General features: G+C 70.8%; 19 protein-coding genes, 1 tRNA gene and 1 pseudogene. 9 read left to right on the top strand and 12 right to left on the bottom strand.

Translation table 11 applies throughout. The features are described 5' to 3' along the window. Window positions 1–61: 61 nt before the first annotated feature. Genes OG385_RS02185 through OG385_RS02175 form a run of 3 tightly spaced genes read right to left on the bottom strand, consistent with a single transcriptional unit; the run spans window position 62 to window position 5,120 of the window. Window positions 62–2,197, bottom strand: a complete 2,136-nt coding sequence (locus tag OG385_RS02185; protein WP_266851292.1) for an acetate--CoA ligase family protein — start codon at window positions 2,195–2,197, stop codon at window positions 62–64. Further along, entirely contained in the window at window positions 2,197–3,426 is a 1,230-nt protein-coding gene (frc, locus tag OG385_RS02180; RefSeq protein WP_266851291.1) for a formyl-CoA transferase, read from the bottom strand. The genes OG385_RS02185 and frc overlap by 1 nt, the downstream gene beginning before the upstream one ends. A gap of 11 nt (window positions 3,427–3,437) precedes the next feature. Further along, complete coding sequence (locus tag OG385_RS02175; RefSeq protein WP_266851289.1) at window positions 3,438–5,120, bottom strand: thiamine pyrophosphate-binding protein; 1,683 nt, start codon at window positions 5,118–5,120, stop codon at window positions 3,438–3,440. Window positions 5,121–5,285: 165 nt separating this feature from the next. Between OG385_RS02175 and sucC the strand changes: the two genes are divergently transcribed. The 3 genes from sucC (at window position 5,286) to OG385_RS02160 (ending at window position 7,752) form a co-directional block, all read left to right on the top strand. Further along, a complete protein-coding gene (gene sucC, locus OG385_RS02170) occupies window positions 5,286–6,536 on the top strand; it encodes an ADP-forming succinate--CoA ligase subunit beta (RefSeq protein ID WP_266851288.1) in 1,251 nt (416 codons plus the stop codon). Between the two features lies 1 nt (window position 6,537). Further along, the gene (sucD, locus tag OG385_RS02165) at window positions 6,538–7,491 is read left to right on the top strand and encodes a succinate--CoA ligase subunit alpha (RefSeq protein WP_266851286.1); all 954 of its coding nucleotides are present in this window, start codon (window positions 6,538–6,540) and stop codon (window positions 7,489–7,491) included. 176 nt (window positions 7,492–7,667) lie between these two features. Beyond that, window positions 7,668–7,752 (top strand) — tRNA-Leu (locus OG385_RS02160). 202 nt (window positions 7,753–7,954) lie between these two features. On the opposite strand, the pseudogene OG385_RS02155 reads toward OG385_RS02160, so the two are convergent. The 5 genes and pseudogenes from OG385_RS02155 to OG385_RS02135 all read right to left on the bottom strand — a co-directional run. Further along, window positions 7,955–8,383: pseudogene (locus tag OG385_RS02155) on the bottom strand (SPW repeat protein); the annotation flags it as partial. A 164-nt stretch (window positions 8,384–8,547) separates the two neighbouring features. Beyond that, entirely contained in the window at window positions 8,548–9,204 is a 657-nt protein-coding gene (locus OG385_RS02150) for a class F sortase (protein ID WP_266851284.1), read from the bottom strand. Window positions 9,205–9,333: 129 nt separating this feature from the next. After that, window positions 9,334–9,822, bottom strand: coding sequence for a hypothetical protein (locus OG385_RS02145; protein WP_266860567.1), 489 nt, complete (start codon window positions 9,820–9,822; stop codon window positions 9,334–9,336). A gap of 122 nt (window positions 9,823–9,944) precedes the next feature. Then, window positions 9,945–11,891 carry a cell wall metabolism sensor histidine kinase WalK gene (locus OG385_RS02140; RefSeq protein ID WP_266860565.1) on the bottom strand — a complete coding sequence of 649 codons (1,947 nt, stop codon included), beginning with the start codon at window positions 11,889–11,891 and terminating at the stop codon, window positions 9,945–9,947. 115 nt (window positions 11,892–12,006) lie between these two features. Next, window positions 12,007–12,738, bottom strand: a complete 732-nt coding sequence (locus OG385_RS02135; RefSeq protein ID WP_266851283.1) for a response regulator transcription factor — start codon at window positions 12,736–12,738, stop codon at window positions 12,007–12,009. Between the two features lie 129 nt (window positions 12,739–12,867). Here OG385_RS02135 and OG385_RS02130 point away from each other — a divergent pair, with 129 nt between their 5' ends. The 3 genes from OG385_RS02130 (at window position 12,868) to OG385_RS02120 (ending at window position 16,167) form a co-directional block, all read left to right on the top strand. Beyond that, a complete protein-coding gene (locus tag OG385_RS02130) occupies window positions 12,868–13,323 on the top strand; it encodes an HD domain-containing protein (protein ID WP_266851281.1) in 456 nt (151 codons plus the stop codon). A 139-nt stretch (window positions 13,324–13,462) separates the two neighbouring features. After that, window positions 13,463–15,508: a hypothetical protein gene (locus OG385_RS02125; protein WP_266851279.1), complete on the top strand. Its 2,046-nt coding sequence runs from the start codon at window positions 13,463–13,465 to the stop codon at window positions 15,506–15,508. A gap of 230 nt (window positions 15,509–15,738) precedes the next feature. Continuing rightward, window positions 15,739–16,167 carry a VOC family protein gene (locus OG385_RS02120; protein ID WP_266851278.1) on the top strand — a complete coding sequence of 143 codons (429 nt, stop codon included), beginning with the start codon at window positions 15,739–15,741 and terminating at the stop codon, window positions 16,165–16,167. Window positions 16,168–16,338: 171 nt separating this feature from the next. Here OG385_RS02120 and OG385_RS02115 read toward each other — a convergent pair whose 3' ends face one another. From OG385_RS02115 to OG385_RS02105, 3 genes are all read right to left on the bottom strand, one after another. Then, window positions 16,339–17,766 (bottom strand): alkaline phosphatase family protein, encoded by a 1,428-nt coding sequence (locus tag OG385_RS02115; protein WP_266851276.1) that lies wholly within the window; start codon window positions 17,764–17,766, stop codon window positions 16,339–16,341. A 321-nt stretch (window positions 17,767–18,087) separates the two neighbouring features. Next, on the bottom strand, window positions 18,088–18,855 hold the full coding sequence (locus OG385_RS02110; protein WP_266851274.1) for a CbtA family protein: 768 nt from the start codon (window positions 18,853–18,855) through the stop codon (window positions 18,088–18,090). A gap of 27 nt (window positions 18,856–18,882) precedes the next feature. Then, complete coding sequence (locus tag OG385_RS02105) at window positions 18,883–19,107, bottom strand: CbtB-domain containing protein (protein WP_266851273.1); 225 nt, start codon at window positions 19,105–19,107, stop codon at window positions 18,883–18,885. A gap of 282 nt (window positions 19,108–19,389) precedes the next feature. On the opposite strand from OG385_RS02105, the gene OG385_RS02100 reads away from it, so the two are divergent. Together OG385_RS02100 and OG385_RS02095 are read left to right on the top strand one after the other, a co-directional pair. Further along, window positions 19,390–19,959: a histidine phosphatase family protein gene (locus OG385_RS02100; RefSeq protein ID WP_266851271.1), complete on the top strand. Its 570-nt coding sequence runs from the start codon at window positions 19,390–19,392 to the stop codon at window positions 19,957–19,959. A gap of 214 nt (window positions 19,960–20,173) precedes the next feature. Beyond that, entirely contained in the window at window positions 20,174–20,797 is a 624-nt protein-coding gene (locus OG385_RS02095; protein ID WP_266851269.1) for a histidine phosphatase family protein, read from the top strand. Here the strand turns inward: OG385_RS02095 and OG385_RS02090 are convergent. Beyond that, on the bottom strand, window positions 20,787–21,560 hold the full coding sequence (locus OG385_RS02090) for a DUF2127 domain-containing protein (RefSeq protein ID WP_266851267.1): 774 nt from the start codon (window positions 21,558–21,560) through the stop codon (window positions 20,787–20,789). The two genes, OG385_RS02095 and OG385_RS02090, sit on opposite strands and share 11 nt — an antisense overlap. A gap of 333 nt (window positions 21,561–21,893) precedes the next feature. On the opposite strand from OG385_RS02090, the gene OG385_RS02085 reads away from it, so the two are divergent. Beyond that, the gene (locus OG385_RS02085) at window positions 21,894–24,527 is read left to right on the top strand and encodes an AAA family ATPase (protein ID WP_266851265.1); all 2,634 of its coding nucleotides are present in this window, start codon (window positions 21,894–21,896) and stop codon (window positions 24,525–24,527) included. The last annotated feature ends 215 nt before the right edge of the window (window positions 24,528–24,742 follow it).

The raw sequence follows: 24,742 nt of genomic DNA, 5'->3' as shown, positions 1-24,742 counted from the left end.
CTTGGTCTCGAAAGAACTGGCCAGCGCCCCCTGTCCAAACCTTTCGTTCCGAGGAGCCGGGTCAGCCGAGCAACCCGGCCGCCCGTGCCCAGCGGTACTTCGCGCCGAGTACCTCCACCGGTTTCTCCGTGGTGTACGGGTACGCGACGACTCCCCGTTCGTAGAGGTACTGGCAGGCCTCCTCGACTTCGACGTCGCCGGCGAGCGACGCCACGACGGGCTTCTCGACGCCGCGCGCCCGGAACTCCGCGACGACACGCGCGGTCAGCTCGGCGAAGACCATCGGGGGAGTGACGATCGTGTGCCAGTAGCCCAGCACCAGCGCATGGATCCGCGGATCCTCCAGGCCGAGCCGGATCGTCGCCTCGTAGGTCGCCGGAGGTTCACCGCCGGTGATGTCGATGGGATTCCCGGCGGCCCCGAACGGCGGGATGAACGCCTTGAACGCCGCGTCCAGATCCGGCGGGATCTCCATCAGCGACAGCCCGTTGTCGACGATCGCGTCCGAGAGCAGCACCCCCGAGCCCCCGGCCCCGGTGATGATGACGACGTTGTCGCCCCGGGGTGTGGGCAGCACGGGCAGCGCCCGCGCGTACTCCAGCATGTCGTTGAGCCCCGGCGCCCGGATGACTCCCGCCTGCCGCAGGATGTCCTCGTACACCGCGTCGTCACCGGCCAGCGCGCCGGTGTGCGACCCCGCCGCCCTGGCGCCCGCACTGGTGCGGCCCGCCTTCAGTACCACGACGGGCTTCTTCGGCACGGTCGCCCGTGCCGCCTCGACGAACGCCCGGCCGTCCTTGAGGTCCTCCAGATGCATGGCGATGCACTGGGTGTGCGGGTCCTCGCCGAACCAGGTGAGCAGATCGTCCTCGTCCAGGTCCGACTTGTTGCCGAGCCCGACGATGGCCGACACGCCGGTCTTCGTCGTGCGGGCGAACCCGAGGATGGCCATGCCGATCCCGCCGGACTGCGAGGTGAGCGCGACTCCGCCTCTGACGTCGTACGGCGTGCAGAACGTGGCGCACAGGTCCTGCCATGTCGAGTAGTAGCCGTAGATGTTCGGGCCCAGCAGCCGGACCCCGTACCGCTCGGCGACCGCCACGATCTCGTCCTGCAAGGCGTGTTCCCCGGTCTCGGCGAAGCCCGACGGGATCAGCACGGCGTTCGGTATGCCCTTGCGCCCGACCTCTTCGAGGGCGGTCGCGACGAACTTCGCGGGGATCGCGAAGACCGCCACATCCGGCTCACCGGGAACATCCATCACGCTCTTGTACGCCTTACGGCCGAGGATGTCATCGGCCTTGGGGTTCACCGGGTGGATCTCCCCGGCGAAACCGCCGTCGACGAGATTGCGCATCACGGAGTTGCCGATCTTGCCGTCCTCGTTGGAGGCGCCGATGACGGTGACCGAGCGCGGCTCCATCAGCCGGCGCATCGAGGTGAGGATCTCGGCGCGGCTGTAGGCGCGCCGCGGCGTCACGGGCGACGGGTCGAGCAGGATCCGTACGTCGGCGGCCAGCACGCCGTCCGCGGACGCGAAGACCGGGTTGAGGTCGATCTCGGCGATCTCCGGGAAGTCGGCGGCCAGTCCGGAGACCCCGGTGATCAGCGAGGCGAGCGCCGCGCGGTCCACGGCCGCTCCGCCGCGCACCCCGCGGAGCACCTCGGCGGCCCGGACCGAGTCCAGCATCGACAGCGCGTCGTCGTGCGAGGCGGGTGCGAGGCGGAAGGTGATGTCCTTGAGCACCTCCACCAGCACCCCGCCGAGGCCGAAGGCCACGATCTTGCCGAAGGTCGGGTCGGTGACGGTGCCGACCAGTACCTCGGTGCCGGCCGGCACCATCTGCTGGACCTGGACGCCCCTGATGGCCGCCCGGGGGCTGTAGGCACGGGCGTGGGAGACGATCGACGTGAAGGCGGACCGCACCTCGGCGGCGGACCTCACCCCGACCCGCACCCCGCCCGCATCCGTCTTGTGCACGATGTCCGGCGAGACGATCTTCAGCACCACCGGGAACCCGATCCGGTCGGCGAGGGCGACGGCCTCGTCCGCGCACTCGGCCAGCGCCTCGGCCGGGACCGGAATGCCGTACGCGTCGGCGACCACTTTCGCCTCGGGCGCGGTGAGCGCCCGGCGCCCCCCGGCCAGTGCGGCGTCGAGCACCGCCCGTACGGCCGCCTTGTCCTGCTGCCCCATCAGATGACTCCGTCCGTCTTCAGCAGTCGCAGTTCCTCTTGTCCCAGGCCGAGTTCACCGGTGTACACCTCCGCGTTGTGCTCGCCGAGCAGCGGCGAGCTGCGCACATCGACGGGGGAGTCCGAGAGCTTCAGCGGCGAGCCGACGGTGGTGAAGGTGCCGCGCTCGGGGTGTTCGACCTCGACCACGATCTCGTTCGCGGCGAGCGAGGTGTCCTCGATGATCTCCTTGGTGGAGAGGATCGGTCCGCAGGGCACGTTGTGGGCGTTGAGCTGGTCGAGCACCTCCCACTTGGGAAGGGTGGACGACCACTCCTCGATCAGCTGGAACATCTTGCCGAGCTTGGGCAGGCGGGACTCCGGCGTGGCCCAGCCGGGGTCGTCGGCCAGCTCGGGCCGGCCGATCAGCCTGCTGATCGGCTGCCAGCCGACGGGCTGGACGATGACGTACACGTAGTCGTTGGGGCCGCCCGGCGCGCACTTGACGGCCCAGCCGGGCTGGCCGCCGCCGCTCGCGTTCCCGCTGCGCGGCACCTCGTCGCCGAAGTCGTCGTTCGGGTACTCGGCCAGCGGGCCGTGGGAGAGCCGCTGCTGGTCGCGCAGCTTCACCCGGCAGAGGTTGAGTACGGCGTGCTGCATCGCGACGTTGACGCGCTGGCCACGGCCGGTGTGCTCACGCTGGAAGAGCGCCGCGAGTATCCCGGCGACGAGGTGGATACCGGTGCCCGAGTCGCCGATCTGCGCTCCGGTGGCGAGCGGCGGACCGTCCTCGAAGCCGGTGGTGGACATCGACCCGCCCATGGCCTGGGCGACGACCTCGTACGCCTTGAAGTTGGTGTAGGGGCCCTCGCCGAAGCCCTTGATGGAGGCGTAGACGATCCGCGGGTTGATCTCCTGGATCTTCTCCCAGGTGAAACCCATCCGGTCGACGGCGCCGGGACCGAAGTTCTCCACCATCACGTCCGACCGGCGGATCAGCTCGGTCAGGAGCTCCTTGCCGCGTTCGGACTTGGTGTTGAGGGTGATGCTGCGCTTGTTGCAGTTGAGCATCGTGAAGTAGAGCGAGTCGACATCGGGCAGATCCCGCAGCTGCTTGCGGGTGATGTCGCCGTGCGGCGCTTCGAGTTTGACGACATCGGCGCCGAGCCAGGCCAGCAGCTGGGTGGCGGAGGGACCGGACTGGACGTGGGTCATGTCGAGGACGCGTACGCCCTCAAGAGCCTTGGTCATGGCGGGGCTCCCTACTTGTACATGGTCTGGTTCACGGTTCCGGGTGCGTACGCGTCCGGGTCGACCCAGACGTTGATGAGGGAGGGCTTGCCCGACTCGCGGGCGCGCCGCAGCGCCGGGCCGATGCCGGCCGGGTCGCGGACCTCCTCGCCGTGGCCGCCGAGCATCCGGGCGAACTCGTCGTAGCGGACGTCTCCGAGTGTGTTGCCGACGCGCTCGCGCTCCGGGCCGTACTTCTGCGCCTGGCCGTAACGGATCTGGTTCATCGACGAGTTGTTGCCGACGATCCCGACGAAGGGCAGGTTGTAGCGGACCAGTGTCTCGAAGTCCCAGCCGGTGAGCGAGAACGCGCCGTCCCCGAAGAGCGCCACGACCTCCTTGTCCGGCCGTGCCTTCTTCGCGGCGAGCACGAAGGGGATGCCGACGCCGAGCGTGCCCAGCGGGCCCGGATCCATCCAGTGGCCGGGCGATTTGGGCTGCACGACCTGCCCGGAGAACGTGACGATGTCGCCGCCGTCGCCGATGTAGATCGAATCCTCGGTGAGGAAGTCGTTGATCTCGCTGACCAGGCGGTACGGGTGGATGGGCGAGGCATCCGACTTCAGCGACGGCAGCCGCTTCTCGATCGCCACCTGCTCGGCGGCCCGCAGCTCGTCCAGCCAGGCCTTCCGCCCGACCGCACCACCGTTGACCCGGCCGGACGCCGCCTCGGTGACGGACTTCAGGATCAGCCCCGCGTCGCCGACGAGCCCGAGGTCGATGTCGCGGTTCTTGCCGACCGTGCGGTAGTCGAGATCGATCTGGACCACGGTGGCGTCCGGCGAGAGGCGCTTCCCGTACCCCATCCGGAAGTCGAAGGGGGTGCCCACGATGACGATGAGATCGGCGTTGGAGAAGGCGTAGCGCCTGGAGAGCTGGAAGTGGTGCGGGTCGCCGGGCGGCAGTGTCCCGCGCCCCGCGCCGTTCATGTACGCGGGGACATTGAGCGTACGGACGAGCTCGACCGCCGATTCGGTGGCCCGGGTGGTCCACACCTGGCTGCCGAGCAGGATCGCCGGCCTCTCCGCGTGGACGAGGAGATCGGCGAGCTTCTCGATGCCGGCCGGATCACCGGCCGAGCGGGTCGACGCGCGGTACCGGCCTGCCTGCGGGACGCGGGCCTGTGCGGCCGGCACCTTGGCGTCGAGCACATCGCGCGGGATCTCCAGGAACGACGGGCCCGGCGCGCCGTTGTAGCACTCGCGGAAGGCCATCGAGACCAGGTCGGCGGCGCGCGCGGTGTGCGGCACGGTGGCGGCGAACTTGGTGATCGGCGTCATCATGTCGACGTGCGGGAGGTCCTGGAGGGACCCCATCCGGTGCTGGCTCAGCGCTCCCTGACCACCGATCAGCAGCATGGGCGACTCGGCCCGGAACGCGTTGGCGACACCGGTCACGGCATCGGTCGTGCCGGGGCCCGCCGTGACGACGGCGCAGCCCGGCTTGCCGGTGATGCGCGCGTAGCCGTCGGCGGCGTGGGCGGCGACCTGCTCATGGCGGACATCGACCACTTCGATGCCCTCGTCCACACAGCCGTCGTAGATGTCGATGATGTGGCCACCGCAGAGGGTGTAGACGACGTCGACACCCTCCGCTTTGAGCGCCTTGGCGACCAAGTGCCCACCGGAGATGAGGTCCTGGCTGGGGTCGGGCATGGCGAAGTCCGTTCCCTTCGTAGGGGTGCTGGAGCTCTGCTGGAGCTGCGCGCAGATTGCATACAGTCGACGAATACTGTATGAACCTTGTTATCCCTCATCCGGTGGGTGGTGTCCAGGGGGCGTGCGGCACTTTCCTTCACAGCACAGGGAGCAGGTACGGGCATGGATCTGTACGAGCACCAGGCAAGGGAACTCTTCAAGGCGCACGGCATCCCGGTACCGGACGCGGCGGTCGTCGCCGCCCCGCGCGAGGCGCGTGCGGCCGCGGAACTCCTCGGTGGACGCGTCGTCGTCAAGGCCCAGGTGAAGACCGGCGGCCGGGGCAGGGCGGGCGGTGTGAAACTCGCGGCGGACCCGGCGGCAGCAGAATTGACAACCCGTCAGATGCTCGCCATGGACATCAAGGGCCACCCCGTCCGCAAGGTGATGCTGGCCCGGCCGGCCGACATCGAGGCGGAGCACTACGTGAGTTACGTCCTCGACCGCGCGGCGGGGACCTTCGTCGCCATCGGATCGGCCGACGGCGGTACGGAGATCGAGGAGACGGCGGCGGCCAGGCCCGACGCGGTGGTCAGGATCCCCGTCGATCCGGCCGAAGGCGTCACCGCGGCCAAGGCCGCGGCGATCGCACACGCCGCCGGGCTGCCGGCCGGGGCCGCCGACGTGCTCCAGCGGCTCTGGCAGGTCATGGTCCGCGAGGACGCCCTGCTGGTGGAGGTCAACCCGCTCGTACGGACCACCGGCGGTGGGCTGCTCGCCCTCGACGGAAAGGTCACCATCGACGACAACGCCCGCTTCCGGCAGACGCGTTGGGGCGCCGACGAGACCGATCCGTACGGTGGTCCGCTGGAAGCACAGGCCCGGGCCAAGGGACTCAACTACGTCCGGCTCGACGGCCGGGTCGGCATCATCGGCAACGGCGCGGGCCTGGTCATGTCGACCCTCGACGTCGTCGCCGGCTGCGGCGCCCGGCCTGCCGACTTCCTCGACATCGGAGGTGGCGCGTCGGCCCGCGTGATGGCCGACGCACTCGCACTCGTCCTCTCCGACCCCCAGGTGAAGTCGGTCCTCGTCAATGTCTTCGGCGGCATCACCGCCTGCGACGCGGTGGCCGAGGGCATCGTCCAGGCCCTGGAGTCGGTCGAGGTGACCAAGCCGCTGGTCGTACGGCTCGACGGCAACAGCGCCGCAGCGGGCCGCGCGATCCTGGACCGGCGCGCCCACCCTCTCGTCCAGCAGGTCACCACGATGGACGGCGCGGCCCGCCGGGCGGCCGCCCTCGCAGGCGCCGGCGCACCCGCCGACGCCGTACCAGCCAATGCCACGCCCGCCGACGCCGTACCCGCCAATGCCACGCCCGCCGAGGCCCTCACCGGCGTCCGCGCCGTGGCCCACACCGACCCGGGAGCCTGAGATGGCCATCTTCCTCACCGCGGAGAGCAAGGTACTCGTCCAGGGCATGACCGGCACCGAGGGCATGAAGCACACCCGGCGCATGCTCGCCGCGGGGACGCGCGTCGTCGGCGGCGTCAACCCGCGCAAGGCCGGACGGCCGGTCGGCTTCGACGGTGTGACCGTCCCCGTCTTCGGCTCGGTGCGCGAGGGCGTCGAGGCCACCGGAGCCGACGTCACCGTCGTCTTCGTCCCGCCGCCCTCCGCGGGCGCCGCGGTCGCCGAGGCCGCCGACGCGGGGATCGGCCTCGCCGTCGTCATCACGGAGGGCATCCCCGTACACGACGCGGTGGTCTTCACTTCCTACGCCGAAAACCGGGGCACCCGGGTCATCGGACCGAACTGTCCGGGCCTGATCAGCCCCGGGCAGTCCAACGCCGGCATCATCCCCGCCGACATCGCCGGCACGCCCGGCCGGATCGGGCTGGTCTCCAAGTCCGGCACGCTCACCTACCAGCTGATGTACGAGCTGCGCGACGAGGGCTTCTCCTCGGCGGTGGGCATCGGCGGAGACCCTGTCATCGGCACCACGCACATCGACTGCCTCGCGGCGTTCCAGGACGACCCGGGCACCGAACTGATCGTCCTGATCGGGGAGATCGGCGGCGACGCCGAGGAGCGGGCCGCCGCATACATCGCCGGGCACATCACGAAACCCGTGGTCGGCTACATCGCGGGCTTCACCGCTCCGGAGGGCCGGACCATGGGACATGCCGGAGCGATCGTCTCCGGCTCGTCGGGAACCGCCCAGGCCAAGACGGCAGCCCTCGAAGCGGCGGGTGTGAGCGTCGGGTCGACCCCTTCGGAGACCGCGGAACTGGTCCTGGCGCGCCTCGCGGCCCTGCGGGGCACGGCGCCTGGCAGTGCTCTGACAGCTCCAGCCGTGACCGCCCCCGGGAGCCACCTCGGACACTGATGGTGCGCACGCTGTTACGCATGGTGCCGTCGGCGCTGAGGAGCCGCCGAACGGCGCAGGGCCGCGCCCCGGGGCCAGCCGCTGACCACGGCAAACACAGGTGAAGGCGACCGCAAACCCCTGGTATTGTTGTTCTTGTCGCCGCGGGGAACAAAGCCGTGGCCGACAGACACCTTGTCCGGGTGGCGGAATGGCAGACGCGCTAGCTTGAGGTGCTAGTGCCCTTTATCGGGCGTGGGGGTTCAAGTCCCCCCTCGGACACTTTGAGCAGTGAAGCTTTGAGCAGTGAAGAGACGGGTGGTGTGGGCCGGATATCCGGCCCACACCACCCGTCTCTCTGTGTTCCCCGTTTCTTCTGCTTTCGCCGGACGTCACCTCAGTCGGCGCGGTCGGGTCGGCTTGCGCGACTGAGCCGGCTTGCTCCCCTGGTGCCCATGGAGCCGCCGGTGGTGTGGGCGTGACGACTGCGCCTTGCCGCTACGACGGTGCACACCAACCCGAGTAGGGCGGTGACGCCTCCGATGACCGCGTTGCTCCAGATGATGCCCTTGTCCGGGTGGCTGCCCACGACCCATGGGGCAACGACCAGCCAGGCGCCCATCACGACCATGGCCCAGCTGAGGCCGTACATCCGCTCCGGCATGATGGTGAATCCGAGGCCCAGCAGGGCGATCGCGATGCCCATGATGAGGTTGTGCGTCGTCAGCGCCGACTGGGTGCTCGAAAAGTGGATCACCCACGCGGACACCGCGCAGTACACGCCGACGAGAAACACCGGCCCGTCCACGAGTGCCACATCGCGCCCGCCGAGCATCCGGTCATACCGGGCCCGCATCTCTGGGACGTCGGGGTGGGTTGCTAGATCGCCTCTTGTGTGTGAGACGTCGGCCATGCGACTCGCCTCCTTCTCTGCTGCAAGTCCGACCGCGTTTGCACGGCTGAGCCGCGCAAGTTCCATTTTGCGCCTGTTTATGCGCTTTGTATAGGCAAGATAAAGCGCCCAGGATCTGTGGTCCTGGCTCCTCGGGGCAAAGGCCTGCGGGCGGGGCCAGTTGGTCAGCGCAGCGTGGCGAAGACGATCAGGTTGTTCACCGGGTGACCCTGCGCGTCGAACGATCCGTCGCAGGTGATCAGGCGCAGGGCGCGGTCGGCGGTCTTGCCGTAGACCTGGTCGGTCGGGAACGCCTTCTTGCTGACGCTCTCCGTGCCGGTGACCGTGAAGTGGGCCGTCTTGCCCAGTTTGTTGCGGACGGCGATGTCCGCGCCCTTGTGGATCTTCCTGAGGTCGTGGAAGACGGCCCTGCCGTAGCGGGTGTCGTTGTGGCCGATCAGGACGGCGGCTCCCTTTTCGCCGGGGGTGACGCTGCCCGTGTACCAGCCCGCCGTCATGCCTTTGTCCGCCGGCGGGACCTCGACCGTGCGGTCCGCGTTGAGACCGAGCTGCAGCAGCGAACTCGTCACCCCGATTGACGGGATCGACACCTCCGTCGGGGGCGAGGGCTGCTTCGTGTCCGTCTTGGTGTCCGTTTTGGTGTCGGTCGCGGTGCTCTTGCCTGCGTCGGAGCCCGACGCCGTACTCGCCGTGCCGGCGGGTTTGTGCCCCGCTGAGTCCGAGGAGCCGGACGAACAGCCCGTGAGCGCTGCCAGGGTGAGGCAGACGGCTGCTGCGGGCAGTGCGGCGGATCGCCATATCGGCTGGTGCGTACGGGACATGAGGGCTCCAGGACGTTCAGGGCTACGGGAGAGCAGCACGGGGCTGGGTGAGTACAGGGGCGCCGGCGAGGGCGCGGACGCAGGCAGTGGCGCCGCCCGGTGACGGACGGCGCCACTGCTGAGGGTGCGTCAGCCGTTGCGCTGTGCGGCGGAGCGGCGGCGCAGCACGATCGTGCCGGCGCCCGAGAGCAGAGCGGCCCCGACTGCCGAGCCGATGATCGCCGTGGTGTCGCTGCTGTTGCCGGCCGGCCGCTCACCGGCGGCGACGGCGCCTCGCGGGGCGGCGGCCGCCCTGGCGACCTGGGGGGCCGCGGAGGGCTTGGCGGCCCGTGCAGCCGGAGTGGGCTTGTCGCCCGCGGCCACGGCGCCTCGCGGGGCCACCGTCGGCTGCGCGGCCGCCCGGGCTGCCTCGCGGCGGGCGGCCGCCCGGGCGGTGGAGGGCTTCACGGTCGGCGGCGTGGGCTTGGCCCTGCTGGCGGACGACGCCGCGGACGGCTCGGCCTTGGGGGCGACGGGCTTGGGGCTGTCGGACGCGAAGGCTGCGGTCGACGGGACGATCACCGTGCCGACCGCGACGGCGGCGAGCACAGCGGTACGCAGGGACAGACGTGGGGACATGAACAGCTCCAGTTCCAGCCCGGCCTTGGTGATTCCTGGCTGCGGTTCGCAGCAGGTGCCGGGCACAGCGACAGACTCGCAAGCAGTTATGAGGAAGCTGTCAGGACGCTGTGGTCATTGGATCAGGGCGAGGGCGGCGAGGTTTCAGCCGCCGGGTTCTGCGTTCTCCCGGCCGGCTCGTCGCTGTCCGTTGCCGCCTCCGGCCGTCGCAGGGGCAGCCTGAGGGTGAAGACCGAACCCTCCCCCTCCGTACTGGCCGCACTCGCGGTGCCGCCGTGCGCCTCGGCGAGTTTGCGGACGATCGCCAGGCCCAGGCCGCTGCCGCCCGTACGGCGGTTACGTGATTTCTCGGCGCGCCAGAAGCGGTCGAAGACGTACGGAAGGTACTCGGCGGGGATGCCGGTGCCGGTGTCGGCCACCTCCACCACGGCCTCCGTGCAGGGCGCTTCCGCGGCCCGGACTCCGGCCGGACCGGGCGTACCGCCCCGCACTCGCAGCGTGACCCGTCCGCCCGGCGGTGTGTGGCGTACCGCGTTGGAGACCAGGTTGCCCACCGCCTGCCGCAGCCGGACCGGGTCGGCCGCCAGGACCAGCGCCGGGGTTCCCGGTGGCGCTCCGGTCACCGTCAGCGTCACCCCCGCCGTCTCCGCGCGCGCCTGGTGGGCCGACGCGACCTGGCCCAGGAGGTCCTGGATCCGTACCGGCTCCACATGCAGCCGCAGCGACCCCGCGTCGGCGGCCGACAGGTCCTGGAGGTCGTCAATGATGTGCTGCAACTGCACCGCCTCCTCCAGGAGCGAGGAGACGAAGGCCGGGTCGGGTTCGGCCAGGCCGTCCTGTGCGGCCTCCAGCCAGCCGCGGATGTTGCTGAGCGGGGTACGCAGCTCGTGCGCGACATCGCTCACCATCGCCTTGCGCTGCTCCTCAAGACGTGCGCGGTGCGCCGACATGTCGTTGAACGTGGCTGCCAGCCGCCCGATCTCGTTGTCCGTCGTGACCTCGACGGGCTCCGAACTCCCGCCGTCCCGCATCCGCTGCGCCGCGTTGGTGAGCGCGTGCAGCGGGCGCACCAGCCGGGCCCCGGCGAGCACCGAAGCGCCGACCGTGAGGGCGAGGACGAGGGCCGCGACACCCGCGATACGGGCGGTGTTGGCCGGGGAGAGGTTGAACCCCGGGACCGTGGCCCCGCCCTGGTCGCCGATGAACAGCAGGGCCGGCGACGCGACGTACGAGCTGAGCTGTTCGCGGCGCGCGGTGCCGACACAGGACGCGATGGCCCGGTCGTCATCGCTGTTGCGGGGGCTCGTCGGCGGCACAGGAGTGGGCTCGGCGGCCACGGCTCTCGCAGCCGCCCTCTTCACCTCAGGGGCCGCGGCTTCGTTCCAGGAGAGGTTCAGGCTCAGATGTATCGGGTCGCGGTGCTGGCGGTCCAGACAGGCGTCCGCCAGGTGGTTGAGCGCGGTGAGCGCCTTCTGCTCCGTCGGGGTGGGCGCGTCCAGCGCGTCCGTCTCGCACCTCGTTCCCTGCGTGCGGTCCGGGTCGTTGCCCACCGGTTGGATACGGGGTCGGCCGCTCGGCCCCTCCACGGCGTCCGATGCGATCCCGAGGCGGCCGAGACAGGCCACGGCGCGGTCGGCGGCGCGCTTCAGTTTTCCGCGCTCCGATGCGGGCAGCCGGAACGGTCCGACCGCCCGTGGGTCGATCCGGTCGGCCGTGGTGTCGGTCGTGGTGGAACTCCGCGCCGCCAGCGTGGTGTCCATGGAGAGCGGGTCGACGACCGCCGACACCTGGGGCGGCAGCGCCGGCGGCGGCTTCCGGCCCGCCGCCGAGTCGGCGACGGACTGGTGGTTCTCCGTGGTCAGAGCGATCCGGCGGCCGGACTGGTGGGCCAGTTTGCGCACCGTCGCGTCGACACCGTCCCACCGGGGATGGGCGGCGGCGTAACCGAGCAGGGTGTTGTAGATGCGGGTGTCGGCGGTGAGGTTCTGGCCCTGCTCCTGCTTGATCGCACCGGATGTGGTCTGTGCGGCGAGCCACGCGGTCGCCACCACCGAACACGCTGCCACCATCGCCGACACGGCCAGCAGCCGGCCGAACAGACTCTTGCGGAGCGGCAGCCGCGTCCGCCGCACACGCTCGGGCCGGCTTCCACCGGGGCTTGTACTGCGACTGCGACTGCTACGGCTACTGGGAGGCAAGTTGGGCGCCCTTCGCCGGGTCGGTCAGTTTGTAGCCGACGCCGAACACGGTGAGCAGCCGGGCGGGTCTGCGCGGGGCCGTCTCTATCTTCTTGCGCAGATTCATGACGTGTACGTCGACCGTGCGGTTGCTGATGTACCGGTCGAAGCCGTGCAGTTCGGCCAGCAGTTGCTGCCGGGTGAAGACCCGGTCGGGTTCGGCGGCCATCGCGGCCAGCACCCGGAACTCGCCCGGGGTGCAGTCCACCGGCCGGCCGCCGACCGACACCGAGTGCCGTGCCGGGTCGACGACCAGCGTGCCCACCGACAGCAGCGGATCGGGAGCGGGGGCGGTCGCCGCCCCCGCGGACCGCTGCGAGCGGCGGAGCAGAGTGCGGACCCGCGCCATCAGCTCCCGCGGGCTGTACGGCTTGGTCATGTAGTCGTCGGCGCCCAGATCGAGCCCGAGCAGCAGATCGTCCTCGGCGGTGCGGGCCGTCAGCATGAGCACCGGCAGCTCCCGTGACTCGGCGCGCAGGACCCGTACGACGTCCAGTCCGTCGGCGCGCGGCATCATCACATCCAGGACCAGGAGGTCCGGTGCTCCGTGGCGTACCTCCTCCAGGGCCGCCAGGCCGTCACCCACCACCGTGACGGCGTGGCCCTCGCGTTCCAGGTATCGGCGTACCAGTTCGGCCTGTTTCTCGTCGTCTTCAGCGACGATGACATGTGCGCACACGCCGTTGATCGTAGATGAGTTCGGAAAACCACCGGGACGCCCCCGCGTGGACGGGCGCCGGAGGCGCCGTCGATGCGGTGATCGTGGTCTGTCGCGCAAGGCGTACGCAGCCCCCTAGCATGAGGGCCCATGCTGAACAGCCACCTGAGCCTGACCGAGGTCGAGGCACTCGCACGCCGGGTGCACGCCACGCAGACCGACAAAGCGGGCCGGCCGTACACCGTGCACCTGGCAGCGGTCGCGGAAGGAGTCGCCGCACGCGGCGGCACCGACGAACAGATCGCCGCCGCCTGGCTGCACGACTCGGTCGAGGACGGTGCGCTGAGCGAGTCCTGGCTGGAGAACGCGCCGCTGCCGCGCAGCGTCAAGGACATGGTGTCCGCCATGACCAAGCGGCCGGGGGAGAGCCCGGAGACCTACGCGGCCCGGATCCTCGCGGTGCCGGGCGCGCTGCTGATCAAGGAATCCGACATCGCGCACAACGCGGATCCGCAGCGACTGGCCGAACTGGACACCCCGACCCGGGACCGGCTCACCGCCAAGTACGCCCGGATGCGACGGCTGTTGGGACTGGTTGCGGGCTGAAGCACCGACAGGTACCCGGGCGAGGCGGTGATGACACGCCTCAGGTGCGGGGTGACCGGTTCGGTCGACCGCGAGGGGCATGGCGTCCGCCCGTATCGTGCTCCCCGGAGACGACCGCAGGACAGGCAGGAGCGTTGTGGTGCGCCTATATTTCGCGCCTGAGGAGACCGACGAGTTCGAGGCGGCGTGCGGGCTCCTGATCCATCGGGCCGGGCGGTGGGCGGACGAGCGCGGTGAGTCGCTGGACGGCTTCGGCGCCGAGTCCGCGCTCGACTACCGTCACCGGGGCACCCGCGACGGGCGCCTCGGCCTGTGGGAGCCCCGGCATGTCGAGGAATTCCTGCTGGAGTGGCTGCCCCGGACGGTATCCCTGCTGCCGGAGGACGAGCCCGGAGACATGCCGGGCGCCCTCGCCCTCCTGCTGCGCTACCTCGACACCGTGGGGCTCGCCGACCCACGCGGCGCGACTCTCGCCGAAAACCTCGCGGCCATCGAGGCGGCCGCACCCCGGTACCGGCCCGCGATGGAGGACCGGACCCGCTGGGGCATGGCCAGGTTCTGGCTCACCACCGCCGCCGAGCAGGGCATCGACGTACATGACCAGCAGGCTCTCAGCGACTTCGTCGAGCGGGCCCGGCGCGGCGAAGTCAGGTACGACGAGAAGGTGCTGGACCACATCGTGGCCCGGCACCACACGCACGGACCGGCCACCGCCCGACGCGCCGAGCCGCAGCTCCCCATCGCCCTGCCGGCCGAGGACGAACTGCGCGCGCTCGCCGCACAGTCCCCGCTCCTGACCTGGCTGCGCGGCATCACCGACTGGGCGGGCAGCGAAGGCAGGCCGGTCACCACGACCGGCAATCCGCGCATCGCGGACGCCCGGGCACTCGTCGCCGAACTGGCCACCGGGGACGACTGCGCCGGCGTCCGCTCCTCGGCCCGACTGCAGAAACTCGGCCTCGCTGTGGAATGGGCGAAGAAGGCCAGGACGGTGCGGATCGCCAAGGGCCGGATGTACGCCGTCGCCGCGGCCCGGCCTCTCCTCGACGACCCTCTGGCCCTCTGGCGCCGCACCTTCGACGCCTTCACCGATCTCCGGGAACCGCTGATCGTTCCGCGCGGCGGACGGCACCTCCCCTCGCCCCTCGCCATCGCCTACGAGCAAGTGGTGCCCGACGTCCTCAACACCCTGTACAGCCTCACGTATCCGATGCCCTGGCCCCGGCTGCGGGACACCGTGCGCGGTGGATACGGCGACGGGTACGACATGCCGCCCGGAACCACGGACCACGCTCTTCGCCGGATGCTCGACGCCCTGGAGGACCTGGGTGCGATCGAGCGCTATGCGGGGATGGCCGACCCGGTATTCCTCGATGCGCCGCCCACCGAGGCTCTGGAGCCACCCGCCGGGCTGCCGCCCGAACTGGCCGAACTCTTCGGCTCGCTCGGCGGCCACCCCGGCGCCGATGCCTCCGCCGAGGCGTACCGGTCCGAACTCACCGACGGAATGGTCGAGTTGATCCGGCTGACCGCCCTCGGCCACGACTCCGTACGCCGTCGGCTGCTCGCCGAGGGACGCGACGCCCCGCTCATCGGCGAACTCATCCACGCCCCGGCCGCCGGTCTCCTCGGCGTCCTCACCGACCACTACGACCCGGACTCCGCCCGCACCGAACTCGCCGCCTGGACAGCGGCCCGCCCGGACCCGGCCACCGCCCTGGACCAGCTCACCGACGCCCTGCGCGTGTGCCCCTTCCGTACCCGCGCCGAGGCCATGCTGGAGGTACTCACCGACGCCCACCCCGACGGCGAGACCGTGGCCCGCTCCCTGCGGGGCGACCCGCTGCTCGCTCCCACCGCGATCAGCGTTCTGGTGCGCCGCGAGATCCTGGACGCAGAGGACCTCACCGAACCTGAAAGCCTCCTCATGATCGCCGAGAGCCTCCTCCAGCTCCTGGAGACGGCAGGGCAGGACGGTGTCCTGGAGATGCTCGCAGGTCAGGATGGAGACACCCAGAAGATCCTGAAGCCGGCCCTCGCCTCCGGCCACCCTGACCGGGCGGGGATGGAAGACCTGCGGGAGGTAGCGGCCCGGGCCGCCCGACGGCCCGCCGCCCGGGTCGGCCGCGTCCACCGGAGGAGCCGCCACGAGGGGATGGGCGGGGGCCACGAACGCCGAAGGTGAGCGGAGCCCCGGCCCCGGGCCTGTCCGGCGGTTTCCGATCCGCCGCACAGGCCCTAACATCGACCAGGTGACTACCGGGTCGGCCTTGAGCCATGCACGAGAGAGGCGCCCGGCCTTGGCGTGAGCGCATGGCGGGCACGAGCCCCGCCTGCCTCTCCGCGTTTTCCCTCCCGGCGCCCGAGCGTGGCGCCGGATACCAGCGGAGCCCAAGACCCGGAGAGGCACCAGAATTGCCGTACGAACAGCAGCGCCGGCCCGGTACCGAGCCGACCGTCACCACTGTCCAGCTGAACCACACCGCCGTCTACGCCAGTGACCGGCATCTGTCGGCCGAGTTCCTCGCCGCGATCCTGGGGCTGAAGGTCGGCGCCCCGTTCGGGCCGTTCCTCCCCGTCGATACCGGCAACGGTGTGACGCTCGACTTCTACGAGAAGCGGGACGAGCCGATCCAGTCGCAGCACTATGCGTTCCTCGTGCCCGATGCGCAGTTCGACTCCATGATCGCCCGGCTGGAGGCGGTCGGAGTCACCTACTACGCCGACCCCGGCCACACCGAGCCCGGCCGGATCAACCGCCTCTTCGGCGGCCGCGGTGCGTACTTCGACGATCCGGACGGTCACAACATGGAGATCATGACGCGGCCCTACGCCCGGCCGTAGGACGTACGCGGATACCAGCCCCAGCGGTCCGTGAGGGCCGGCGCCAGGAGCAGGCCGCGTCCTCCCTCCAACTCGCAGGAAATTGCGGTGAGTCGGAGGGAGAATCTCGCCGCGGGTTTCGGTGACCTCCCGCGCACGCTCGTGCCCTGGGCATGAGTCAAACCAAAGGACCTATGTGCGCGGCCGGTGCCCCCGCTCCTGGCGCGGGAACCGCTGGTCGGCCCCCGGCAGTGTCGGCTTCGGGAGCGTGGCCACCTCCTTCTTCGCCTGCTCCAGCTGCTCGGCCGTGTCCTCCGGCAGGTGCGGCGGGCGGTGGTGGGCGCCGGAGAAGCGGAAGGCCGACGTCAGGTCGCCGAAGGTGCGGCGGCGCCACTGGGTGATGTTGGGCTCCCGTACGCCCGTGAACCGCTCCAGGAACTGGAGCGCCGACGTGTGGTCGAACCGCTCGCCCGCGACCCAGCCGCCCACGGTCCACGGCGACACGATGATCGCCGGGACCCGGAAACCGCCGCCGATCGGCAGGCCCTGGACGAACTCGTCCGTCGTGCCGGGCTTCGGGGTGGGAGGCGCCACATGGTCGAACAGGCCATCGTTTTCGTCGTAGTTGAGGATGAACGCGGTCTTCGCCCACACCTTCGGGTTGGACGCGATGGCCTCGATCTTCTGCGCCACGAAGTCCGCGCCCGCCGCCGGGAGGTAGTCCGGGTGCTCGGACTGGTAGCTCGTCGGCATGATCCAGGAGACGGCCGGCAGCCGGTCGTTGCGGGCGTCGTCCTCGAACGTGCCCTCCGGCTGCGGGCGCATCCCGCGCTCGTACAGCTCGTCACCGGGCTTGGCGTCCTTGAAGGTCTGGAAGTTCTCCAGCATGTTGCAGCCATAGGAGTCTTCCTGCTGGTAGACCTTCCAGCTGACACCCGCGGCCTGCAGCCGCTCGGCGTAGGTCGTCCAGCGGTACGGCGTGGGGGCCGTGTTGTTCAGGATCGGGCCGCCCTGGGTGCCGTTCGGGTCGAGCGTGCCCGTCATCCAGTACAGCCGGTTCGGCCAGGTGGGGCCGAACACCGAGCAGAAGTAGTTGTCGCAGATGGTGAAGGTCTCCGCCAGCGCGAACTGGAAGGGAATGTCCTCCCGGGTGTAATAGCCCATGACATACGGGCCGTTGAGGCCGTCGGCCTTGCGGTGCGCGGGGAGCCACTGGTCCATCCGGCCGCCGTTCCACGCCTCGTGCTGCACGGACCAGGCGTGGCTGGTGGACGGGATGGCCTGGGCGCTCGACGTGTGCGTGTCCAGATGGAACGGGAGCAGATAGCCCTTCGGGTTCACCGAGTCGGGCTGGTAGAAGACCGGTTTGCCATTGGCCAGCTTCTGCGCGTGCGGGTCGCTGAAGCCGCGCACGCCGGACAGCGTGCCGAAGTAGTGGTCGAACGAGCGGTTCTCCTGCATCAGCATGACGACGTGTTCGATGTCGCGCAGGGAGCCGTGGCGCGGCGGTCCGGCCGCGACCGCCTTCTGCACGCTGGGCGGCAGCAGCGAGAGCGCCGCCGCACCGCTGACGGCGCCTGCCGCTGAGCCAAGGAGTCTGCGTCGCGTCAACTCGGCCATGAACATCCCCTTCTCAAGCTCGGACGGGCCCTTTTCCAGGCCCCTCCTGAACTCTTGCGGGCGGCCGGTGAGGTGGGGAGGAGTGAAACGATGAACAGGTGGCCAATGAGCGGCAAGGGGTTGGCCAAGCCAGAACCTGGTGTTCGGGCACGGGCGGAAACTTCGGGCACGGGCGGAAACGGTGTCCGCACACGGACGATCCCGCCCGGACAGGTCCGGGCGGGATCCGTGGTGGCCGCCGGGCGGAGGCGGAACAGTCAGTGCGTCACCGCAGGGCCCGGTGCGGCGGCCCGGCAGCCGGTACGGCGCACTCCCGGTCGGTCAGCCGACGGGAGCGGTCGTCGGCGCCGCCGTGCCGTTCGCGTCGCGTGCCGGAGCCGCCCGCGGCAGAAGATGACGCTCGGCCAGGTGGCCGAAGAGCAGTCCGAACGCGGTCCACAGGGTGAGCTGGATCGCGAGCGCCGAGAGCCGGAACTGCCAGAGCAGGGTGGCCGGGAAGTCCTTCGGCACCTCGTTGATGGCCGGCAAGAACTCGTAGGCCAGCCCGACCAGGACGAGGAAGGCCGCCCCCGCCGCCACGGTCGCGTTCCAGTTGCCGAGGCGTGGCGCGAGCCGTCTACCGAGGATCACCGCGGCGACGGAGAGCAGCACACTGAGCACCATCATCAGGAAGTACAGGGTGGTGCGCTTGCCGATGGTGTCGGGGTCGCCCACCGACGGCGGATTTGCCGGGTACTTGAGGAACGGCACGACGTACACGGCGAGCAGCGCGCCGGCCGACACCAGCATGGCGGTCGCCCGCGGACCGAACCTGCCGGTACGGCCGAGAGCGAAGCAGAACGCGAGCGCGGCGATGCCACCGATAGCGACGCCGAAGACGAGCACACCGGTGGCCAGGCCGGCCGTCGACTGGAGGGAACGGCTGACCACCTCCATCTCGTGCTCGTGGCTGTGCGCGTCCTCGAACGCGATGGCCGAGTCCACCCGCGGCTCACCGAGCAGATAGGCGACGACCAGAGCCAGCACACCGGCGGCGAGGCCGGCCAGCATTCCGCGGACGAGCAGGGCGCGTATGGATATGGAGTTCATGAGAGAGGTCCCCTGGACGTCAGAAGGTCAGTGGCAGGGGAAGCCGAGAAGATGACGTCCGTCGTGGACCCACTCGTGCACGTCGGTCCCCGAGAAGACCGAGGTGGCACCCTGCTCGGCGCCGACGAAGTACAGCAGGATGAGCATGAGGATCCCGAAGAAGACCGCCCAGGGGGCAATGGCCTTGAGGGAGAGGGGAGCGATCGCCGGAGTGGCGGGGGCGCTCGGTACGGGGGCAAGGGAGTTTGCCATGGCAGAACCTCCTGGGGAACACGCGTCCCGGTCGTGGTGCCTGAGACGAAGGTGCTGGGTCTGACTTCCCGCGGGGCGGGTTCACAGTGGCGCGACCGTGCCGGGTTTTCACCGGACTTCCATTACGCCTTCGTCATGTTCACGTGGACCGTACCGCCTGCCGGGCAGGCTCCGCTACGGTGCGGGTCGGCCGGACGGCCCGTCACCCCCTGCGCTCCAGGCCCCCGGCCCACGTGATCTGCTTGCCCCGCCCGGCGAACGGACAGCTGGAGGAGGAGAGCGATGACGGTACGCGTGATGTTGATCTCAGCCGCTCACAGCGCCGCGCTGCGCGAGGCCCGCATCGACGACGAGGGGCCGTTGGACGAGGCGGGTGCCCGCCGGGCGGCGCGGGCCGCGAGCGCGGTACCGGGCGCCGGCCGGATGCTGACCGCCCCCGACGCCCGCTGCCGGGAGACCGCTGCCGCGCTGGGTCTGCGGGCCGAGCCCGAACCCTCCGTCCGGGGCTGGGACTTGGGTCGCTGGAGGGGCAGCACCCTGGAGGATCTGACCGTGCGCGAACCGGATGCGGTGGCCGCCTGGCTGACCGACCCCTCCGCGGCGCCGCACGGCGGTGAGTCGCTGGACGCGCTCCGTGAGCGGGCCGGCGGCTGGCTGGAAGGGCTGGCGGGCGAGGGCGGCCGGGTGCTGGCGGTGGCCGGCCCCGCCGTGGTGCGGGCAGCCGTGCTGCACGCGCTGGCGCTCCCCGCCGAGGCGTTCTGGCGGCTGGACGCGGCGCCGCTGACGCTGACCGAGCTGAGCGGCAGGGCCGGACGGTGGAACCTGCGCATCGGACGGCCGCTGGAGCAGTGACCCGGGATGCGCGCCGGTGGCGGGTGCGCTCCGATGGATGGAGGAGGGGCGGGCGGCAGTGCGCCGAGCATCACACCGATGGACCGCCGCTGCGGGAATCTTCGCTGGTCGTGACAGGCTGAAGCCCTTGTACAACATCAACAAAGACGTCGCCGCCGGCACCGGCATCACATCACCGGAGCCGAGGTGACAGACGCGAAAAGGCAGGGCGGTCATGGGAGAGCTGATTCTCGTACGGCACGGTGAGACCAGCTGGAGCCGCACCGGGAAACACACCAGCTGGACGGATCTGCCGCTGACGGCGTCCGGCGAGGAGCAGGCCCGCAAGGTCGCACCGCTGCTGGCCGAGCGGCGGATCGCGCTCACCCTGACCAGCACGCTGACCCGGGCCAGGCGGACCGCCGAGCTGGCCGGGCTCGTGCCCGCACACTCCGACGCCGACCTGCACGAGTGGGACTACGGGGCGTACGAGGGCATCACCAGTGCGGAGATCCACCAGGACCGGCCCGACTGGGACCTGTGGACCGACGGAGTGGCCGAGGGGCCGCCCGAGCACCCCGGTGAGAGCCCGCAGCAGGTCGGCGAGCGCGCCGACCGTGTCCTGAAGCGGGTCGACGTGGCGCTGCGCGACGCCGACCTCGACGGCGAGGGCGGAGACGTTGTCCTGGTCGCGCACGCCCACTTCCTGCGGGTGCTGACCGCGCGCCGCCTCGGACTGCCGGCGTCCGCCGGAGCGCTGTTCCGGCTGGACACCGCATCGGTCAGCCGGATCGGCACCGAACACGGGCGGCCCGCCCTCGCCGTGTGGAACCAGGTCCCGGGGCCCGTCAGCGGGTGACGGGCGTCAGCCCGGCCGTCGTCTCCACTTCCAGCAGCGAGGCGCTCTGCCGCTCGGCCTCGAAGGCCGCGTGCCCGCCCCGCAGACCGAACAGGCGCTTGCCGAGCAGGATGTAGAGCACCGCGAGGATATTGATCGTCAGAGTGGCGATCTTCAGCCAGCTGATCTTCTCGGTGAGTTCGTAGATCTCCAGCGGCAGGAACATCGCGGTGGCGACGACGGTCAGATACTCCGCCCAGCGCTTCGCGCGCCACAGCCCGACGCCCTCGACGATCTCGATCAGCGCGTATACGAGCAGCAGCGCCGCCACGAGCAGCAGCGTGGAGTGCTTGTAGCCGAAGGTCTTCTGGATGGTGCCGACCACGGGCGAGTTGTCCAGGTCGTAGTTGAAGTGGCGGAACACCGGGCGCAGGACGTTCAGGTTCTGGTCGAAGAGCCGGCGCACCGCGTCCTGGCTGTTGCTGAACTTCCAGACGGCCACGGCCGCCAGCACGATGAACACGCCGCGCACCGCGCGCTCCACGGCGAGGAAGCGCAGGATGAACAGATCGCGCAGCACCTTGCCGCGCGGCACCAGCGGGGCGTCCTGTGCGGGACCCGCTCCGTGCGGGTCCCCCAGGGCGAAGTCCCCGCAGCGGAGGCAGCGCCAGGCTTCGCCGAATCCCGTCTCGGCGCGCAGCCGCGCCGCCAGTTCCGGTTCCTGCGGGGCGTATGTCACATGCCCGCGCCGTGCGCAGGTGCGCCGGTCCCAGTCGATCTTCATGCAGTCTTCCCCGTGCTTGTCGGTTCTTGATGTCGCCGGTGGCGGCAGGAATGCTGCCGGTGGCGGCCGGCCGGTCCAGCGCGGACCGTAGCAGGGCATCGTATGCGCCCGGATGACAGGGCACCGACAGACGCCGGGGACGAGGCCGGGGCGGTTCAGGGCAGCGGAGACCGAGGCGCAGGCGATCAAGACAGGGGCTGTCGACAAGATTACTGCCAACGCCCGCAGGGCATGCGAACTTCTGCTCACTCGTGAACCGGTCCCTCCGGACCGCCCCGCGGCCCCGGCCTGCCGGGATATTCTCGAAATCCGTTGTCAGGCAGGGGAGGAACGATGGGGTCCCGGAAGGAACGCCCGGCTGCCGTACCGCTGCTGGAGCGGGAGAACGAGATCGCCGTGGGCACGCACGCCGTCGAGGCGCTGTGCGCGGGGGAGTCCGCCGGGGGCCTCCTCATCTACAGCGGCGAGGCGGGTCTGGGCAAGACCGCGCTGCTCGACACGGTCAGCGCCCATGCGGCCGGCCGCTGCACGGTGTGGTCGGCACGTGGCGGCGAGACGCTCACCTCCGTACCCTTCCACGTCGTACGCCAACTCCTGCAGCCCGCACTGGCGATGCCCGGGATCCGGGACGCGCGCGATCTGCTCGACGACCGGTACGACATCGTCGGGCCCGCACTCGGCGTCGCCCCGCCCGGCGCGCAGCAGGCCGACCCGCAGGGGGTCCGCGACGGGCTGGACGCCGTGGCCGTGCGGATCGCCGGACTGTTCCGCCCGCTGGTGTTCATCGTGGACGACGCCCAGTGGTGCGATCTGGAGACGCTCGCCTGGCTGGCCTCCTTCACCGGGCGCGAGGGCGGCCCGCCCGTGCTCGTGGTCCTCGCGTACCGCACGGGCGAGGCGGTGGGCGACGCCGCGGAGTATCTGCGGATGCTGGAAGCGGCGGCCGAGAAGAACGTGCAGCTGCGCGCGCTCACCCCCGACGCCATCGCCCAGCTCTCCCGCAGCGCGCTCGGGGAGCACGCCGACGATCCGTTCTGCCGCGAGGTCTGGGCGGTGACCGGGGGCAACGCGTACGAGACCGTCGAGCTTCTCGCCAGGGTGCGGGACGACGCGCTCGACCCGGTCGAGGACTCGGCGGGAGCCCTGCGCGCACTGGGTGCGTCGGCGCGCGGCTCGGGGCTGATCGCGCGCCTGGAGGAACTGGGCACCGGAACCACCCGGTTCGCCTGGGCCGCCGGGATCCTGGGCACCGGTATCTCGCTGCAGCTGGCCGGGCGGCTGGCCGGTATGAACGAGGGCGAGGCGGCCGACTGCGCCGAGCGGCTGAGGGCGGCCCGCATCCTGACCGGTACCGACCCGATGGAGTTCGTCCACCCGCTGATCGCCGGCGCCGTCTACCGGGCCGTGCCGGCCGCCACCCGTACCGCGATGCACGGCCAGGCGGCCTGGGCCGTCACGATGGCGGGCCGGGGCGCGGCAGCCGCCGCACCGCATCTCCTCCAGGTCCACCCCGACGACGACCCCGAGCTGGTCGCACAGCTGCGGGAGGCGGCGGCCGAACACCTGGCGGTGGGCGCACCGGACGCGGCCAGGCGGTGTCTGGAGCGGGCACTCGACGAGCCGCCGCTGCCGACCGTGCGCGCCAGCGTCCTGTACGAGCTGGGCTGCGCCACGCTGCTGACCTCACCGGCCACCACGGTCGGCCATCTGCGGGCCGCGCTCGCCCTGCCGGGGCTCGACGGGGCCCTGCGGGTGGACGCGGTCTTCCGGCTCGCCCAGGCGCTGACCCACAACAACCAGACCCGTGAGGCGGCCGAGGTGGTGGCAGCCGAGGCGGAGGTGACCGAGCCGGGCCCCGCCAGGCGGCGGCTCCAGACCGCGCACTTCCTCTGGGAGGGCGTCCAGGCGGTCGAGGACGACGGACCCGCGCGCTCCCGCCGTCTCGCGGAGATGACCGACGGCCTCGGCGGCCAGGACAACTCCGAGCGGATCCTGCTCATACTGCGCGCGTTCGACGGCACCGCCCGCGGCGAGAGCGCCGAGGAGATCGTCGAGATCTGCGACCGGGCCCTGGTCAACGGACGGCTGCCACCGGGCATCGGCTGGACCGGCACCTCCTGGGGGTTCGAGCCCGCCGCGCTGCTCGGCCTCTCCTACGCCTTCGCCGACCGGCTGGACCGGGCCGAGAGCCTCTTCACGGAGGCGCTCCGCTCGTTCGAGGTGTCCGGCTGGAGCGGCGGCCATCTCTCGTTCGCCAACGCGCTCGTCGGCTATCTCCAGCGCAGGCGCGGCCGGCTGGCCGAGGCGGAGACCTATCTGCGCGAGAGCCTGCGCCTCGCGGAGCGGGTCGGCAACGGCCTCCCGATGAACTGGGACGCCGCCTGCATGCTCATCGACACGCTGCTGGCCCGTGGCCATGTCCAGGCCGCGCGGGAGGCCGCCGAACAGTACGGCTTCGCGCCCCCGTATCCCTCCACCATCGTCATTCCCGACGCGCCTTCCGTGCGCGGCAGGCTGCTGCTGGCATGCGGCCGTACGAAGGAAGCGATCGCCGAACTGGAGGCCGCGGGCGAGGCGTTGCGCGGGCGCGGCCGGCACAACAGCGTCATGGCCCCCTGGGCGGCCGATCTGGTGCGGGCTCTCGCGACCGAGGACCCGGCCCGCGCCGCGCGGCTGGTGACGTATGTACGGGACCGGGCCGAGCGGTACGGGACGGACACCGCGATCGGTGAGTCGCTGCGGACCGCGGCCGTCCTGGAGAGCGGTGGCCGTGCCGTGGAGCTGCTCGGTGGCGCCGTCGCCTATCTCGAAGCGTCGCCTTGCGCGTACGAACACGCCCAGGCCCGGGTGGAGTTCGCGATCGCCGCCCGCTCCGAGCCCGACCTGGTGCGCGGGCTCGCCCTCGCCGAGTCCTGCGGCGCCGACGGGCTGGCCGAACGGGCCCGGAGCGCCCTGCACCTGCGCTGATACCAAGCTGTCCTCATTCGGGGGCAGTTGGGACACATGTTCGGTGACTCCTCGTGTGTGAACGGGAGCTGACTGTGTAAAACCGGCGAGTCTATTCCTCTGGAGTGGCCACCGCACAAGGTTGGGAGAATATGCCGCCGCGGTGATCTGATCGGGCTACGCTCGCTCATTGTGAGTTGAGATGACATATATTCATGCACTTGTTCCCACATGTC

The sequence above is a fragment of the Streptomyces sp. NBC_01306 genome (assembly GCF_026340465.1).
Lineage (GTDB): Bacteria > Actinomycetota > Actinomycetes > Streptomycetales > Streptomycetaceae > Streptomyces.
Note: the sequence above shows the minus strand (reverse complement) of the source record. Positions and strands in the feature narration are given on the sequence as shown.

Coding starts and splice junctions, on each gene's coding strand:
- OG385_RS02095 (WP_266851269.1), top strand. CDS start 20,174: ATGGGAGAGCTGATTCTCGTACGGCACGGTGAGACCAGCTGGAGCCGC.
- OG385_RS02100 (WP_266851271.1), top strand. CDS start 19,390: ATGACGGTACGCGTGATGTTGATCTCAGCCGCTCACAGCGCCGCGCTG.
- sucC (WP_266851288.1), top strand. CDS start 5,286: ATGGATCTGTACGAGCACCAGGCAAGGGAACTCTTCAAGGCGCACGGC.
- OG385_RS02105 (WP_266851273.1), bottom strand. CDS start 19,107: ATGGCAAACTCCCTTGCCCCCGTACCGAGCGCCCCCGCCACTCCGGCG.
- frc (WP_266851291.1), bottom strand. CDS start 3,426: ATGACCAAGGCTCTTGAGGGCGTACGCGTCCTCGACATGACCCACGTC.
- OG385_RS02115 (WP_266851276.1), bottom strand. CDS start 17,766: ATGGCCGAGTTGACGCGACGCAGACTCCTTGGCTCAGCGGCAGGCGCC.
- OG385_RS02130 (WP_266851281.1), top strand. CDS start 12,868: ATGCTGAACAGCCACCTGAGCCTGACCGAGGTCGAGGCACTCGCACGC.
- OG385_RS02175 (WP_266851289.1), bottom strand. CDS start 5,120: ATGCCCGACCCCAGCCAGGACCTCATCTCCGGTGGGCACTTGGTCGCC.
- OG385_RS02090 (WP_266851267.1), bottom strand. CDS start 21,560: ATGAAGATCGACTGGGACCGGCGCACCTGCGCACGGCGCGGGCATGTG.
- OG385_RS02085 (WP_266851265.1), top strand. CDS start 21,894: ATGGGGTCCCGGAAGGAACGCCCGGCTGCCGTACCGCTGCTGGAGCGG.
- OG385_RS02150 (WP_266851284.1), bottom strand. CDS start 9,204: ATGTCCCGTACGCACCAGCCGATATGGCGATCCGCCGCACTGCCCGCA.
- OG385_RS02140 (WP_266860565.1), bottom strand. CDS start 11,891: ATGGTGGCAGCGTGTTCGGTGGTGGCGACCGCGTGGCTCGCCGCACAG.
- OG385_RS02145 (WP_266860567.1), bottom strand. CDS start 9,822: ATGTCCCCACGTCTGTCCCTGCGTACCGCTGTGCTCGCCGCCGTCGCG.
- sucD (WP_266851286.1), top strand. CDS start 6,538: ATGGCCATCTTCCTCACCGCGGAGAGCAAGGTACTCGTCCAGGGCATG.
- OG385_RS02185 (WP_266851292.1), bottom strand. CDS start 2,197: ATGGGGCAGCAGGACAAGGCGGCCGTACGGGCGGTGCTCGACGCCGCA.
- OG385_RS02110 (WP_266851274.1), bottom strand. CDS start 18,855: ATGAACTCCATATCCATACGCGCCCTGCTCGTCCGCGGAATGCTGGCC.